The organism is Cryobacterium sp. Hh7, from assembly GCF_004403155.1.
Taxonomy (GTDB): Bacteria; Actinomycetota; Actinomycetes; order Actinomycetales; family Microbacteriaceae; genus Cryobacterium; species Cryobacterium levicorallinum.
Genome location: NZ_SOHG01000040.1, coordinates 208,804 through 223,954, shown reverse-complemented (window position 1 = coordinate 223,954; position 15,151 = coordinate 208,804). Strand labels below are relative to the sequence as shown.

The window sequence follows — 15,151 nt, the reverse complement described above, 5'->3', positions numbered from 1 at the left end:
GATCGTCGTCACCTGCGGCGGTAGAATTTGGTCAGGCCTGCCCCTTTCGTGGGCTGACCAATTTTTCCGGCTTCAGGGACCAATCCGGGTTCGCTCGCTGAGATTCCCCTTCGACTCTCGTGAGGTATTCCCCGTGACGACTGAACCTAATTCTCTGGCCCCCGACTGGCTGCGCCTTCCCGCCGACGCGAACGAGCTGGCACCCGGCCTCTGGCCGGCGACGGCCGCCCGCAGCACCAGCGGTGAACTCCTCATCGGTGGGGTGAGGGCTTCGGCCCTCGCCGCCGAATTCGGCACTCCTCTCTATGTCATCGATGAAGCGGATGCCCGCGCCCGCGCGAGCGAGCTGCTCACCGTGTTCCAGGCTGAGTTCGCGCGTATCGGCACGAGCGTCAAGGTGTATTACGCCGGGAAGGCGTTTCTGTCGACCGAGATCGTGCGCTGGGTCACCGCCGCGGGCCTCAATATCGACGTCTGCAGCGGTGGCGAACTCGCCGTCGCGCTGGCTGGCGGCGCCGAACCGGCCAGGCTCGGCTTTCACGGCAATAACAAGTCCCTCGCCGAACTCGACCAGGCCACCCGGGTGGGCGTCGGCACGATCGTGATCGACAGCGAGGTGGAAATCGGCCGCGTCGCCGAAGCCGCCGCGCGCAACGGCCGGGTGCAGAACGTGCGGCTGCGCGTGAACAGCGGCGTGCACGCCCATACCCACGATTTTCTGGCCACCTCGCACGAAGACCAGAAGTTCGGCGTCGTGCTTACCGATGCACCGAGGTTGGTCGCGCTGATTCGCGCGGAACCCGCGCTGGGCTTTGTCGGCCTGCACTGCCACATCGGCTCTCAGATCTTCGGTGCAGACGGATTCGCCGAGTCGGCCGCCCGGCTGCTCGACCTGCACGCGGTCCTGCTCAAAGACGGCCCGGTGCCCGAACTCAACCTCGGTGGTGGCTTCGGCATCGCCTACACGAGCGCCGACGAACCCACGCCGATTCGAGAGCTCGCCGAAGCCCTGGCCGACATCGTCGCCACCGAGTGCGCGCGGCTGAACATCCCGCTGCCGGTCGTCGCGTTCGAACCGGGCCGCGTCATCATCGGACGCGCCGGCGTGAGCCTCTACCGTGTCGGCACCACCAAAGCCGTCGACGTGTCGGGTACGCAGCGCCTCTACGTCAGCGTCGATGGCGGCATGAGCGACAACGTTCGCCCGGCCCTCTATGGGGCCGACTATGCGGTACGCCTCGCCGATCGGGTGTCGACGGCCGAGCCGGTGCTCGTGCGCATCGCCGGCAAGCACTGCGAGAGCGGCGACATCGTCGTCGACGCCGACTATCTGCCGAATGATGTGACCCCCGGCGATCTGCTCGCGGTGCCGGCCACCGGCGCCTACTGCTGGGCTTTGTCCAACAACTACAACTACCAGGGCCGCGCGCCCGTCGTTGCCGTGCTGGATGGCACGGCGCGGGTGCTCGTGCGCGGCGAAACGATAGCCGACCTGCTCGCGCGGGACACCGGGATGCCTTCGACGGGCCCGGCCAATGGAGGAGAATCTTGAAGATCGAATACCGCAATCTGCGCGTCGCGCTCCTCGGCGGTGGCAACGTGGGCGCCCAGGTGGCCCGCCTGTTGCTGGAACAGGGCCCTGAACTGGCCAACCGCGTCGGCGCCACCCTCGAACTGGTCGGCATCGCGGTGCGCGACGTGAACGCGGAACGCAAGGTCGATCTGCCCCGCGACCTGTTCACGACCAACGCCGAGGAGCTTATTCTCGGCGCAGACATCGTGATCGAGCTGATGGGCGGCATCGAGCCGGCTCGCAGTCACATTTTGCTGGCGATCAATAGTGGAGCGGATGTCGTCACCGCCAACAAGGCGCTCCTCGCCCAAGCCGGACCCGAGCTGTTCGCCGCCGCCGATCAGGTCGGCGCCCAAATCAACTACGAGGCCGCGGTCGCCGGGGCCATCCCCATCGTGCGTCCGCTGCGGGAGAGCCTCGCCGGCGATCAAGTCAAGCGCATTCTCGGCATCGTGAACGGCACCACGAACTTCATTCTCGACCGGATGGACACCGACGGGTCCAGTCTCAAAGACGCGCTGGCCGAGGCGACGGCGCTCGGTTACGCCGAGGCCGATCCGACGGCCGACATCGGCGGATACGACGCCGCGCAGAAGGCGGCCATTCTGGCGAGTCTGGCATTTCACACGACGGTGCCGCTGGCATCCGTTTACCAAGAAGGCATTGAGTCGGTCACCCCCGCGCAGATTGAATCGGCGCGCAAGGCCGGCTATGTCGTGAAGCTGCTCGCCATTTGCGAACGGGTCACCGACGAAAACGGCGTCGACGGGGTGTCGGCACGGGTCTACCCGGCGATGGTTCCGCGCAGCCATCCGCTGGCCGCTGTGCACGGCGCCAACAATGCCGTCTTCGTCGAGGCGGAATCCGCCGGCAGCCTCATGTTCTACGGCGCCGGAGCCGGGGGAGTGGAGACGGCCTCGGCCGTGCTCGGGGACGTTGTCTCCATCGCGCGGCGTCACGTTGCCGGTGGGCCGGGCGTTGCCGCGTCGACCTACGCCGAACTGCCCATCTTTGATATCGGCCGGGTCACCACACGGTACGCGGTGACCCTCGAAGTCACCGACGAACCCGGCGTGCTCGCGACCATCGCGAGCGTCTTCGGCCAACGCAAGGTCTCGTTGGCGCTCGTGGAACAGTCCATGACACCGGCCGTGATGGCAACGAAGAGTCGTGCAGCACGCTCGGCCACGGCTACCCTAGTGATCGGGACCCATGACGCAACGGAGGCCGCACTCGCCGCCACCGTGCAGGACCTGGCCACCAACAGTGTTGTCACCGAAGTCGCATCCGTTTTGAGAGTTGAAGGAGTCTGATGTTTAGCCCAAGCGAGACCAGTACCAATCTGACCAAGCCCGGCGCGATCGTCAGTCGCCAGTGGCGCGGGGTGCTGAACGAATACTCCGACCGACTGAATATCTCCGAGAAGACCCCGATCATCACCCTCGGGGAGGGCGGCACGCCGCTCATCCCCGCCGCAGCGCTCTCCGCGCGCACCGGCGCAAAGGTCTGGATCAAGTTCGAGGGCATGAACCCGACCGGGTCGTTCAAGGACCGCGGAATGACGATGGCCATCTCCAAGGCCATGGAAGACGGCGCGAAGGCCGTCATCTGCGCCTCGACCGGCAACACGAGTGCCTCCGCCGCCGCCTACGCGACCCACGCGGGCATCACCGCCGCTGTGCTCGTGCCCGAGGGCAAGATCGCCATGGGCAAGCTCAGCCAGGCCGTCGCCCACAACGCGCAGCTGCTGCAGGTGCAGGGCAACTTCGACGACTGCCTCGACATCGCCCGTGACCTCGCCACCAACTACCCGGTGCACCTGGTCAACTCGGTCAACCCCGACCGCATCGAAGGCCAGAAGACCGCCGCCTTCGAGGTCGTCGAGGTGCTCGGCGACGCCCCGGACTTTCAGTTCGTTCCGGTCGGCAACGCCGGCAACTACACCGCCTATTTTCGCGGTTACAGCGAAGAGGTCGCCCGCGGCGCCACCACGAAACTGCCACGCATGTTCGGTTTCCAGGCCTCCGGCAGCGCCCCGATCGTGCTCGGCCACCGGGTCGACAACCCCGACACCATCGCGAGCGCCATCCGCATCGGCAACCCGGCATCCTGGGACCTCGCGCTGAACGCGCGGGAGCAGAGCGACGGCTATTTCGGTGCCATCACCGATGCAAAAATTCTTGAAGCGCACCGCATTCTCTCGGCCGAGGTCGGAATTTTCGTAGAACCGGCATCCGCTATTGGAGTGGCCGGCCTGCTCGAGCGCGCCGAGGCCGGATTCATCCCCAAGGGCTCGACCGTCGTGATCACCGTCACCGGCCACGGTCTGAAGGATCCGAACTGGGCGCTGCGCACCGCCGACGGCTCCGACGTCGTGCCCACCATCGTGCCGGTCGACACCGCCGAAATCGCCAGCGTGCTCGGCCTGGGCAAGGCATGATCAGTCCGCTCTCGCTGATTGGGCGCGCCGTCTCGGTGCAGGTGCCGGCCACCACGGCCAACCTCGGCCCCGGTTTCGACACGCTCGGGCTCGCGCTGGCCAAGTACGACCAGCTCGAAGTCACCGTGCGCAGCGAACCCGGCGTCTTTGTCGAGGTGCACGGAGTGGGCGCCGGTGAGGTGCCCACCGACGAGAGCAACCTCGTCGTGCGTGCGATCATTCACACCTTCGAGGCCGTGGGTCAGCCCATGCCCGGGCTCAACATCGTCGCGCACAACGTCATTCCGCACGGGCGCGGCCTCGGCTCCTCCGGTGCGGCCATCGTGTCGGGCATCATGGCGGCCAAGGGACTGCTGGAGGGCGTGGTCGACATCGACGCCGAAATGCTGCTCGTACTCGCCACCGAGATGGAAGGGCACCCGGACAACGTCGCCCCCGCACTGTTTGGCGGTTTGACCATCGCCTGGACCACCCCCGAGGGCCCGCGTCACAAAAAGCTCGTTGTGCACCGCGGCGTCAAGCCTCTCGTGTTCGTTCCTGAGCAGGAGATGTCCACCGCGCTCGCGCGCAGCCTGCAACCAGCTTCCGTGCCGCACGAGGACGCCGTTTTCAACCTGTCTCGCTCTGCGCTGCTGATCGCCGCGCTGATTCAGAGCCCGGAACTGCTGCTGGCCGCGACCGAGGACAAGCTGCACCAGAGCTACCGCGCCGCTGCCATGCCGGAGACGAATAAGCTCATCACCCTGCTGCGCGAAGCCGGCTTCGCGGCCGTCGTGTCCGGTGCCGGTCCATCCATTCTGGTGCTGGCGAGTGACCCGGGCCAGCGTCTGGTCGCAGCCGAACTCGTTGCGAGCCAGTCAGACACCCCGTGGCGCGCGCTCATGCTCGCCGTTGATGTGCAGGGTGCCACCGTGCATCCGCTCGCTTCCGCGAGCACGGCCGAGAGCGCCGCGTAACGCTCGTTTGATCGGGCTGACGTGCCTCCTGCGCGTCGGCCTGACTGGCGATTCGACTGATGGTGGAGTGCTATGGTTGAAGCGCACCCGATAGAAACCGCCTCCGGCGACATCCGGTGCATTCCCTGTACCTCACTGCTATTGCGATTTTGTGCGTAGCTGTGTGTGTTTACACCAATCCCCTCCACTTGTCGGATTGGATCACCCGCAGCGCATTCGTCGCTGCATACATCTCCTGGCCTGAATTTTTGTTCGGCAGGGGAAAGGAACCCCCTTCGTGACTGATGTCAACCTCCGCGCCACTGGCTCGGATCTTCCCCGTCTCAGTACCCTTCGCGTGTCCGAGCTTCAGGCTCTGGCCCTCGAGCTGGGAATCTCCGGCGCTTCCAAGCTTCGTAAAGGAGAACTCGTGGACGCAATCGAAACGGCTCGGTCCGGCACCGAACAGGCCGATACCGAGCAGACCAGCACTGAACAGGCCAGTAACCCTGCTCCGGCCCTGACCGTTGCTCCCCTCGATGCTGCTCCCGTAGTTGAGTCGGCGCCGGCTGAGTCCGCACCGGTCGAGAGCCTCGCCGAGGCCATCGATGCTGCTCCGCGTAAGCGTGCGCCTCGTCGTGCCAGCACCAGCACCGCCGCTCCCGCCAAATCCCACGTCAATGCCGACGCCAGCTCCGGATTCGGCATCATCCTCCCCGACGCTCCGGCTGCCGGCTCTCGTATTGCACGCAACGCTCGTGGCGCTGCGGCCGCTACGAGCGCGCCGACAGCGGATGCTGCGGCATCCGCTTCTGAAAACACCGGCGAGAACACCGAACCGGTCACCGACAAGCCGGTTCGCCAGGCGCGCAAACGCGTGCAGGTTGCGCCGGTTCACCTCGATGGTGCGGCCGCCGTCGTCCTCAACACCGCTGACAGCGCCCTGATCGACAGCGCAGCCGCTGACAGCACCCCGACCGACAGCGTCCCGGCCGAGAGCACGCCAGCCGAGACTGCACCGGCAGCCCGCCGTCCGTCCCGTCGGGCGTCGTCGCAGCGCAACGTTCCCGCAGCCGATGCCGGCACCGACAGTGCCGCGCCGGTCGAGGTGCCCGCCGACGCAGCGGCCCCGCAGGTCGAGGCAGTAGACGACTCAAACGAATCGACCGACGACTCCAACGAGACGAACGCGCCGCGCCAGGGCCGCAGCCGCAGCCGTAGCCGCGGTGGCGACCGTGCGCAGGTCGCTGACCGTAACCAGGTTGATCAGAACAACCAGAACAACCAGAACGACCGCAACCAGAACGGCTCAAACGACGAGGGCCTGACCCGCGCACAGAGTCAGCGTCAGGCGCGCAATGAGCGCAATCAGGAACGCAATCAGGAGCGCGCGCAGGCGCAGGCCGATCGCAATCAAGACCGTAATCAGGGCCAGGATCGTAATCAGGGCCAGGATCGCAATCAGGACCGCAATCAGGGTCAGAACGACCGTGGCCAGGACCGTAACCAGGGTCAGGATCGCAACCAGGGTCCCGACCGTCTCGACGACGACATGAATGGCCGCGGCAACCGCAACCGGTACCGTGACCGCAAGCGTCGCGGCCCGAACCAGGGCGATGACTTCGAGCCCGAGGTCAACGACGATGACGTACTCATTCCCGTCGCCGGAATCCTGGACGTGCTCGACAACTACGCGTTCGTGCGCACCTCCGGCTACCTGCCCGGTGCGAGCGACGTCTACGTCTCGCTCGGCCAGGTCAAGAAGTACAACCTGCGCAAGGGTGACGCCGTCGTCGGCTCCATTCGCCAGCCGCACGAGGGTGACCAGTCCGGCCGACAGAAGTACAACGCCATCGTCAAGGTCGACTCGATCAACGGTCAGACCGTTGAAGAGGCCGCGGCCCGTGTCGACTTCCACAAGCTCACGCCGCTGTACCCGACGGAGCGCCTGCGCCTCGAAACCGAGCCGGGCAAGCTCACCCAGCGCATCATCGACCTCGTCGCTCCGATCGGTAAGGGCCAGCGCGGCCTGATCGTTGCACCGCCCAAGGCCGGCAAGACCATCGTCATGCAGCAGATCGCGAACGCCATCGCCACCAACAACCCTGAGGTTCACCTCATGGTCGTTCTGGTTGACGAGCGTCCAGAGGAGGTCACCGACATGCAGCGAACGGTGAAGGGTGAGGTCATCGCCTCTACCTTCGACCGTCCGGCCGAAGACCACACCACCGTCGCCGAACTCGCCATCGAGCGTGCCAAGCGTCTGGTCGAGCTCGGCCACGACGTCGTCGTTCTGCTCGACTCGATCACCCGACTGGGCCGCGCCTACAACCTGGTGGCCCCGGCCTCTGGTCGCATCCTCTCCGGCGGCGTCGACGCATCCGCTCTGTATCCGCCGAAGCGTTTCTTCGGTGCGGCGCGCAACATTGAGAACGGTGGCTCGCTCACCATTCTCGCCTCCGCGCTTGTGGAGACCGGCTCCAAGATGGACGAGGTCATCTTTGAAGAGTTCAAGGGCACCGGCAACATGGAACTGCGCCTGTCCCGCCAGCTGGCCGACAAGCGCATCTTCCCCGCCGTCGACGTGAACGCGTCGGGCACCCGCCGCGAAGAAATGCTGATGAGCGCGGATGAAGTCAAGGTCACCTGGAAGCTGCGTCGCGCCCTCGCCGGGCTCGAGCAGCAGCAGGCGCTCGAACTCATCCTCGGCCGTCTCAAGGAGACCTCCTCGAACGTGGAATTCCTCATGCAGGTTCAGAAGTCGATGCCGACCCTGAACGGGTCAGACAAGGATAAGTAATGTTCGAATCCGTCCTCACGCTGCTGGCCGAGCACGACGACCTGCAGTCGCAGTTGGCGGATCCGGAGCTGCACGCGAATCCGGCCCGTTCGAAGAAGGTCAACCGGCGCTATGCCGAGTTGAGTCGCATCATCGCGGCGTACCACGAGTGGAAAGCGGTTGAAGATAACCTCGAAGCCGCTCGTGAACTCGCTGACGAAGACGCTGCCTTCGCCGAAGAGATTCCGGATTTGGTGGAACAGCTTGATGTTACGGCTGAGAAGCTGCGACGTCTGCTTATTCCGCGCGACGAACTCGACGCCCGCGACGTGATCATGGAGATCAAGATGGGGGAGGGCGGTGCCGAATCGGCGCTGTTCGCCGCCGATCTGCTGCGCATGTACCTGCACTACGCCGAGTCCAATCGCTGGAAAACCGAGATCATCGAGCAGACTTCGAGCGATCTTGGCGGCATCAAAGACATCCAGCTCGCTATCAAGGGCAATTCGAGCGACCCTGCCGAGGGTGTCTGGGCGCACCTGAAGTACGAGGGCGGCGTGCACCGCGTGCAGCGCGTGCCGGCGACCGAGTCGCAGGGACGCATTCACACGTCGGCGGCCGGCGTGCTGGTCTTCCCCGAGGTTGACGAGCCCGAAGAAGTCGAGCTGCACCCGAACGACCTCAAGATCGACGTGTATCGTTCGAGCGGTCCCGGTGGCCAGTCGGTCAACACCACCGACTCTGCCGTGCGCATCACCCACCTTCCGACCGGAATCGTGGTGGCCATGCAGAACGAGAAGTCGCAGCTGCAGAACAAGGAAGCCGGGATGCGCGTGCTGCGGGCCCGGGTTCTGGCGCGTCAGCAGGAAGAAATCGACGCGGCGGCCTCGCTTGTGCGCAAGGGGCAGATTCGCACCATGGATCGCTCCGAGCGCATCCGCACGTATAACTTTCCGGAGAACCGCATCGCCGATCACCGTACCGGCTACAAGGCCTACAACCTCGACGCCGTCATGAACGGAGCCCTCGGCCCCGTGATCGACTCCTGCATCCACGCCGACGAGGAAACTCGCCTGGCCGAGCTCGGCGACCCCGAGTAGCACCCGCATTAACCTAACCGGGCCCGGGCCCGGAAAGCGGGCCCACGATAGAACATGGGCCTACTTTCCGGGCCCGGGCCCGGTCGTATTCTAGAGGTAGTACTCGGGCTCCAGGGTGCCTCCGCGGGCGGACTCGACCGTCGCGGGCGTCTGCGGGCGTATCGTCGCCGGCACCCCCACGAGCAGCGACCGCGGCGGGGCATCTTTGGTTACGACCGCGTTCGAGCCGATCGTGCTCCAGGCACCGATGGTGATCGGGCCGAGGACCTTGGCGCCAGCTCCCACGGTGACTCCGTCGTCGAGAAACGGATGCCGCCGCACGCCGCGCGAATGCCCGTGCCGGCTCTTGCCGCCCAGCGTCACCGCGTGGTACAGCATCACATCGTTCCCGAGCACCGCGGTTTCACCGATCACGACACCCATGCCGTGGTCAATGAACAGGCGACGCCCGATGGTTGCCCCCGGGTGAATCTCAATTCCGGTCAGAAACCGGGTCACCTGAGACATCAGGCGGGCCAGCAGGTGTAGTCCACGACGCCACAGACGGTTCGCGATCCGATACGACCAGACCGCGTGCAGCCCGCTGTAGGCAAGGAAGACCTCGGTGTTGCTGCGCGCGGCCGGGTCGTGGGTGCGCGCCGTCGCGATGTCTTCGCGGAGGCGCCCGAAAACGCTCACTGACTCTGGGGGATTCATGGAGGGGCTGACGGCTTAGTCGAGCAGGTCTTCGTACAGCACGGTTGAGATGTACCGTTCGCCGAAGCCGGGAACGATGACGACGATGGTCTTGCCCTTGTTCTCGGGCAGTTTCGCCTGCTCGAGCGCGGCCCAGACGGCAGCGCCGCCGGAGATGCCGCCGAGGATGCCCTCATCGGTGCCGAGCTTGCGTGCCGTGGCGAGCGAGTCGGCCAGGGTGACATCGGTGATCGAGTCGTAGACCTGACGGTCCAGAGTTTCCGGCACGAAGTTCGCACCGAGGCCCTGAATCTTGTGCGGGCCGGGCTTGCCGCCGGAGAGAATGGGGGAGTCAATCGGCTCAACGCCGACGACCTTGAGGCCTGGCTTCTGCTCCTTGAGATAGCCGCCGGTGCCGGAAATGGTGCCGCCGGTGCCGATGCCCGCGACGAGAATGTCGACGGTGCCCTCGGTGTCGTTCCAGATCTCCACGCCGGTGGTCGCGCGGTGAATGGCCGGGTTGGCCGGGTTTGTGAACTGGCTGGCCAGAACGGCGCCCGGGGTGTTGGAAACGATCTCGGCGGCCTTCTCGACCGCGCCGCGCATACCGTCGGCACCGGAGGTCAGCACGATCTCGGCGCCGTACGCGCGCATCATAACGCGACGTTCCTTGCTCATCGTCTCCGGCATGGCCAGAATGACGTTGTAGCCACGGGCTGCGCCGACCATAGCCAGGGCGATGCCCGTGTTGCCGCTGGTCGCTTCAACGATGGTGCCGCCCGGCTTGAGCGAGCCATCCTTCTCGGCCGCGTTGATGATGGCGACGCCGATGCGGTCCTTCACGCTGCTGGAGGGGTTGTAGAACTCGAGCTTGGCGAGAACAGTGGCGCCGAGCCCGGCGGTCAAACGGTTCAGCTTGACGAGGGGGGTCCCACCGACGGCTTCGGTGATGTCGGAATAGATCTTGGGCACGTGAGCAACTTTCATTCGGTGATCTTCGGCAAAATATGGTGTTTAGGGCCTTCACCAGCCTATGGCCCTCGGCCACTAACGGCCGGGTGCGTTACATTTCACTACGTGCCTTCTTCAGATTCTGCCCAGCCCGCCACCGTCACTTCCCTGAGAAACCAGGCCATTGCCCGACTCGGCGCCGCCGGAATCCTCGACCCGGAGGTCGACGCCGACCTGCTGATCGGCCACGTACTCGGTCAAAGCCGCGGCGAAGTGCAGGCCGCCAGCATCCTGGCCAAACCCGTCAGCAAAGCGGATGCAGTCACCATCGACCTCCTGCTGGCCCGCCGCAGCGCCCGCGAGCCCCTGCAGCACATAACAGGGCGCGCCCCATTCCGGGCGCTGGCCCTCAACGTTGGACCGGGTGTCTTCGTGCCTCGCCCTGAAACCGAGCAGGTCGCCCAGTTCGCTATCGACGCGCTGCGATCGATGCCCGACGCGGAGCCGATCGGTGTCGACCTCGGCACCGGCAGTGGCGCCATCGCTCTGGCCCTGGCCACCGAGATGCCGCACGCCCGTATCTTCGCCGTCGAGAACTCGGCGGAAGCGTACCCGTGGACCTCTCGCAACTTCGCGGAGGTCGCTGCCCCCAATGCCACCCTCACCTTCGGTGACCTCGCCGACGCCTTCGTCGAACTCAACGGCACGGTCGCCGTCGTCATTTCCAATCCCCCGTACATTCCAGCGGATGCGATTCCCCGCGACCCCGAGGTGCGCCTGTTCGATCCGGCCCACGCCCTGTTCGGTGGTCCGGACGGCCTCGACGTGGTGCGAAGCGTATCGGCGACCGGCCTGCGCCTGCTGCGACCGGGCGGTGTGCTCGTGATCGAACACGGGGAACTGCAGGGAGTGGCTATCCGGGCTCTGCTAGCCGCGGACGGTTGGCGCGCCCCGGCCACCCACCGTGACTACACGAGTCGCGACCGGGCGACCACGGCGTTGCACCCCTGAGCGACGCGCGACGCAACCGGTGGCCGTGGAATCCGCTTCTCACAACCGCGCTGGGTTAGAATTGCCGGAAATGACACGTATCTACGACTGCACGAGCGACTCGGACACGGGCGAGTCCGACACGAGCCAATCGAAATACCAGGCGGCCATCGCACTGGCGCGCTCGGCGATCGGCCGAGGGGCCCTCGTCGTCATCCCCACCGACACCGTCTACGGGGTTGCCGCCGACGCGTTCAATGCCGAAGCCGTACAGCTGCTTCTGGACGCGAAGGGGCGCGGGCGCCAGTCGCCGCCGCCCGTGCTGATTCCCACCGTTAGCACCCTCGATGCCCTCGCCGTCGACGTACCGCAGCCCGTACGCGACCTGGTCGCGGCGTTCTGGCCGGGCGGATTGACCGTCATCGTCCATGCCCAGCCGTCGCTGGTCTGGGATCTCGGCGAAACCCGCGGCACCGTCGCCCTGCGCATGCCGAGCAACCAGGTCGCGCTCGACTTGCTCGCCGCAACCGGCCCGCTCGCGGTGTCGAGCGCGAACCTCAGCGGCGCGCCCGCCGCCCTCGACGCGCTTTCCGCCGAGGCTGCCCTCGGCGAAAGCGTTGAGGTCTATCTCGACGGCGGCACGGCCGGCAACACCTATGAAAGCGCCTTCGGACTGGCTGGTGAGGGTTCCTCGACCATCGTCGACGCGACCGGCTTTGAGACCAATGGCGGTCTGCTGCACATCGTGCGCTCCGGGGTCATCTCCCGAGACGCGATCTCCGACGTCATCGGCGCACTGCTGGCTCCGGAGGCGGCGCCCGACGCAGCGGCGCCCGACACAGCGGCGCCCGACGCAGCGGTCGATCCCGCCGCTGCAGGCGAAACGGATGCGGCACCCACACTCTCCGCGCTCTCCCTGGACGACACGGATACCAGCCGGTAGCCCATGACAGTATTCATTCTGCTCGCGCTCGTTTCGGCGATCGTCACCTTCGGGCTGTCGATCGTCGTCTACAAGCTCAGCCACAAGTACCGTCTCTACCCGAAGATTCGGGAACGTGACGTGCACACCCGCCCGACACCGCGCCTCGGCGGAATCGCCATGTTCCTCGGCATCCTGGTCGCATTCGGTATCGCCTACCTCACGGCCGGAGCATTCGCACCGCTGCGCCTGGTCTTTGCCGACCCGCAGCAGATCCTCGCGATCCTCGGCGCAGCGCTGCTGATCGTGCTCGTCGGGGTGGCCGACGACATCTGGGACCTCGACTGGATGACGAAACTCGCCGGCCAATTCATCGCCGCCGGGCTCGTGGCCTGGCAGGGCGTGCAGATCTACTCCCTGCCGATCGGCGGACTGACGGTCTGGAGCGGCTGGACGTCGATCGTCGTCACGGTCGTCGCCATCGTCGTCGTCATGAACATGATCAACTTCATCGATGGCCTCGACGGTCTCGTCACCGGCGTCGCCCTCATCGCCAACGGCGTTTTCTTTCTGTACAGCTACCTGCTCGTGCGTGACACCTCGCCGACCAACTACTTCAACCTCGCCTCGCTGATTGCTGCCATCCTGGTCGGCGCCTGTGTGGGGTTCCTGCCGTTGAACTGGCATCCAGCGAAGATGTTCATGGGCGACGCCGGTGCGCTCCTGGTAGGCCTGCTCATGGCCACGAGTGCGATAGCCATCACCGGGCAGATCGACCTGACCTCCCTCAACCGTTCGCAGCTGTTCCCGGCCTTCATTCCCCTCCTGCTGCCCCTGGCGATCATGATCATCCCGCTGCTGGACTTCGGGCTTGCCGTCCTCCGCCGGGTACACGCGGGAAAGTCACCCTTCAGTGCCGACCGAAAACACCTGCACCACCGCTTGCTCGATATGGGACATTCCCACCTGCATGCCGTGCTGATCTTCTATGGGTGGACAGCCGCAGCATCCATCGGATGCCTGCTCTACTACATCCTGCCGGTTTACCTCGGTCTTCCCACCGGCTACGCCACCATCTTCCTGGTGACCTCGCTCCTGATCTGCACCATCGTCACCCTCGCCCCGCTCGGTCGCCGCAAGACCGGCGAGTGGGCCAGCCAATCGGCGCCGCTGCCGGTGGTCGTTCTGAATCAGCTCGACCCGCTCGACGTCGCGGCCCAGCACGCCACAGACACACCCGTACTATCAGACCCCGCAACGACACGAGCGACCGCCCCCGCGGCGACGCCTGCCGAGGAGAACGCATGACCAGCACCAACACGCCCGCCCCCACCCAGCCCACCTCGATCCCCGTGCTGCGTCGCATCCTGATCTACGGCGTCTACGTCGCCGTGGCCATCGCGGTGATCGGATCCATTGTGGGCTTTGTCGTCGACGGCGGTACCGGGGTGCTCAGCGCTCTCATCGGAACTGCCATGTCGGTCGCCTTCATGGGGATCACGGCCGGCAGTATTCTCCTGGCCAACCGCGTGGCCGGAAACGAATCCGCCATCGGTGGATTCTTTGGCATCATCATGGGCGGCTGGCTGCTCAAGTTCGTCGTCTTCCTGGTGCTTTTGGTGCTGCTGCAGGACCGCGCCTGGATCCAGCCAATGGTGCTGTTCTTCTGCATCATTGCCGGAGTGATCGGCTCCCTCGTGGTCGATGCGGTCGTGGTGATGAAGAGTCGAATGCCCTATACGAGTGACGTCACGTTGCCCCCTGCACCCATCGACGACTGACCTTGGCACCCAAGCCTCGACCCATCCCGCTCTCGATTCGGCGCAGCGCCTGATCTTTGCTAGAGTAAACACCGATCCAACCCCGGTTTGCACATGCTGTACAGCGTAGTGAACCTGCCCATATTCGTCGATGCGCGAGCAGAGCTCACCGCCCCGAAACAGGAGAAAGCGCTGCTAAAAATCGCCGTAAACCTGATGGTCCCGTCTGCCACCGACGACGGTGAATTCCACGGTCCCTCCATCAATGAGTTCTTCCCCGATGTAATCTTCTTTGCCGATACTCCGTTCGAGATCAACCGCATTATCCTGATCCGCTTCCTCGCGGTTGCGGTCCTGATGCTGGTGTTCTGGCTCGGTACGCGTCGTATGAAGATCATTCCGACCCGCGGCCAGAGCCTGGCCGAAATGGGACTCGACTTCGTTCGCGTCAACATTGCCGAAGACCTGCTCGGTAAGAAAGACGGCAAGCGTTTTCTGTCACTTCTGACGACGATCTTCTTCATGGTGTTGTTCATGAACATCACCGGAATCATTCCGTTCCTCAATATCGCCGGCACCTCGGTGATCGGGGTTCCGCTGCTTCTCGGTGTCATCTCCTACGGAACCTTCATCTACGCCGGCGTCAAGAAGAGCCCTGCGAAGTTCTTCCGCAACTCGCTCTTCCCGCCCGGAGTTCCTCCGGCCCTGTACATCATCGTGACGCCAATCGAATTCATCTCGACGTTCCTGGTGCGACCGGTCACCCTCACGCTTCGACTGATGATGAACATGATCGTCGGACACCTTCTGCTCGTGCTGTTCTTCAGCGCCACCCAGTTCTTCTTCTTCACTGCGGATGGCGGGTTCAAGCTCTTCGGCGCTGGCACCCTCGTCTTCGGCTTCGCCTTCACGCTCTTCGAAGTGCTGATTGCCGTCCTCCAGGCTTACATTTTTGCCCTACTCACCGCCGTCTACATCCAGCTCGCGCTGGCTGAGGAACACTAGACACTTTACGAATCCGGCGAT

Annotated in this window: 13 protein-coding genes; 11 read left to right on the top strand and 2 right to left on the bottom strand. The window is 65.1% G+C overall.

What is annotated here, in order from left to right; genetic code table 11:
* Nucleotides 1–133 precede the first annotated feature (133 nt).
* From lysA to prfA, 6 genes are all read left to right on the top strand, one after another.
* On the top strand, nucleotides 134–1,552 hold the full coding sequence (gene lysA / locus E3T43_RS12570; protein ID WP_134472660.1) for a diaminopimelate decarboxylase: 1,419 nt from the start codon (nucleotides 134–136) through the stop codon (nucleotides 1,550–1,552).
* Nucleotides 1,549–2,886: a homoserine dehydrogenase gene (locus tag E3T43_RS12565; RefSeq protein WP_241978962.1), complete on the top strand. Its 1,338-nt coding sequence runs from the start codon at nucleotides 1,549–1,551 to the stop codon at nucleotides 2,884–2,886. The genes lysA and E3T43_RS12565 overlap by 4 nt, the downstream gene beginning before the upstream one ends.
* Nucleotides 2,886–4,013, top strand: a complete 1,128-nt coding sequence (gene thrC / locus E3T43_RS12560) for a threonine synthase (RefSeq protein WP_134469839.1) — start codon at nucleotides 2,886–2,888, stop codon at nucleotides 4,011–4,013. The genes E3T43_RS12565 and thrC overlap by 1 nt, the downstream gene beginning before the upstream one ends.
* Nucleotides 4,010–4,969, top strand: coding sequence for a homoserine kinase (thrB, locus tag E3T43_RS12555; RefSeq protein ID WP_092448758.1), 960 nt, complete (start codon nucleotides 4,010–4,012; stop codon nucleotides 4,967–4,969). The genes thrC and thrB overlap by 4 nt, the downstream gene beginning before the upstream one ends.
* Before the next feature lie 277 nt (nucleotides 4,970–5,246).
* Entirely contained in the window at nucleotides 5,247–7,748 is a 2,502-nt protein-coding gene (gene rho / locus E3T43_RS12550; protein WP_134472659.1) for a transcription termination factor Rho, read from the top strand.
* Complete coding sequence (gene prfA / locus E3T43_RS12545) at nucleotides 7,748–8,827, top strand: peptide chain release factor 1 (RefSeq protein ID WP_092448756.1); 1,080 nt, start codon at nucleotides 7,748–7,750, stop codon at nucleotides 8,825–8,827. The genes rho and prfA overlap by 1 nt, the downstream gene beginning before the upstream one ends.
* Before the next feature lie 90 nt (nucleotides 8,828–8,917).
* On the opposite strand, the gene epsC is transcribed toward prfA, so the two are convergent.
* Both epsC and cysK read right to left on the bottom strand, forming a co-directional pair.
* Nucleotides 8,918–9,523 carry a serine O-acetyltransferase EpsC gene (epsC, locus tag E3T43_RS12540; protein WP_198414360.1) on the bottom strand — a complete coding sequence of 202 codons (606 nt, stop codon included), beginning with the start codon at nucleotides 9,521–9,523 and terminating at the stop codon, nucleotides 8,918–8,920.
* A gap of 15 nt (nucleotides 9,524–9,538) precedes the next feature.
* Nucleotides 9,539–10,489: a cysteine synthase A gene (gene cysK, locus E3T43_RS12535; RefSeq protein WP_134472658.1), complete on the bottom strand. Its 951-nt coding sequence runs from the start codon at nucleotides 10,487–10,489 to the stop codon at nucleotides 9,539–9,541.
* A 90-nt stretch (nucleotides 10,490–10,579) separates the two neighbouring features.
* On the opposite strand from cysK, the gene prmC reads away from it, so the two are divergent.
* From prmC to atpB, 5 genes are all read left to right on the top strand, one after another.
* Entirely contained in the window at nucleotides 10,580–11,464 is an 885-nt protein-coding gene (prmC, locus tag E3T43_RS12530) for a peptide chain release factor N(5)-glutamine methyltransferase (protein ID WP_134472657.1), read from the top strand.
* A 70-nt stretch (nucleotides 11,465–11,534) separates the two neighbouring features.
* Nucleotides 11,535–12,386, top strand: a complete 852-nt coding sequence (locus tag E3T43_RS12525) for an L-threonylcarbamoyladenylate synthase (protein ID WP_134472656.1) — start codon at nucleotides 11,535–11,537, stop codon at nucleotides 12,384–12,386.
* Between the two features lie 3 nt (nucleotides 12,387–12,389).
* A complete protein-coding gene (locus E3T43_RS12520) occupies nucleotides 12,390–13,673 on the top strand; it encodes an MraY family glycosyltransferase (RefSeq protein WP_134472655.1) in 1,284 nt (427 codons plus the stop codon).
* Nucleotides 13,670–14,146, top strand: a complete 477-nt coding sequence (locus E3T43_RS12515) for a hypothetical protein (RefSeq protein WP_134444777.1) — start codon at nucleotides 13,670–13,672, stop codon at nucleotides 14,144–14,146. Before E3T43_RS12520 ends, E3T43_RS12515 begins: the two co-directional genes overlap by 4 nt.
* A gap of 195 nt (nucleotides 14,147–14,341) precedes the next feature.
* A complete protein-coding gene (gene atpB, locus E3T43_RS12510) occupies nucleotides 14,342–15,130 on the top strand; it encodes a F0F1 ATP synthase subunit A (RefSeq protein WP_241978968.1) in 789 nt (262 codons plus the stop codon).
* The last annotated feature ends 21 nt before the right edge of the window (nucleotides 15,131–15,151 follow it).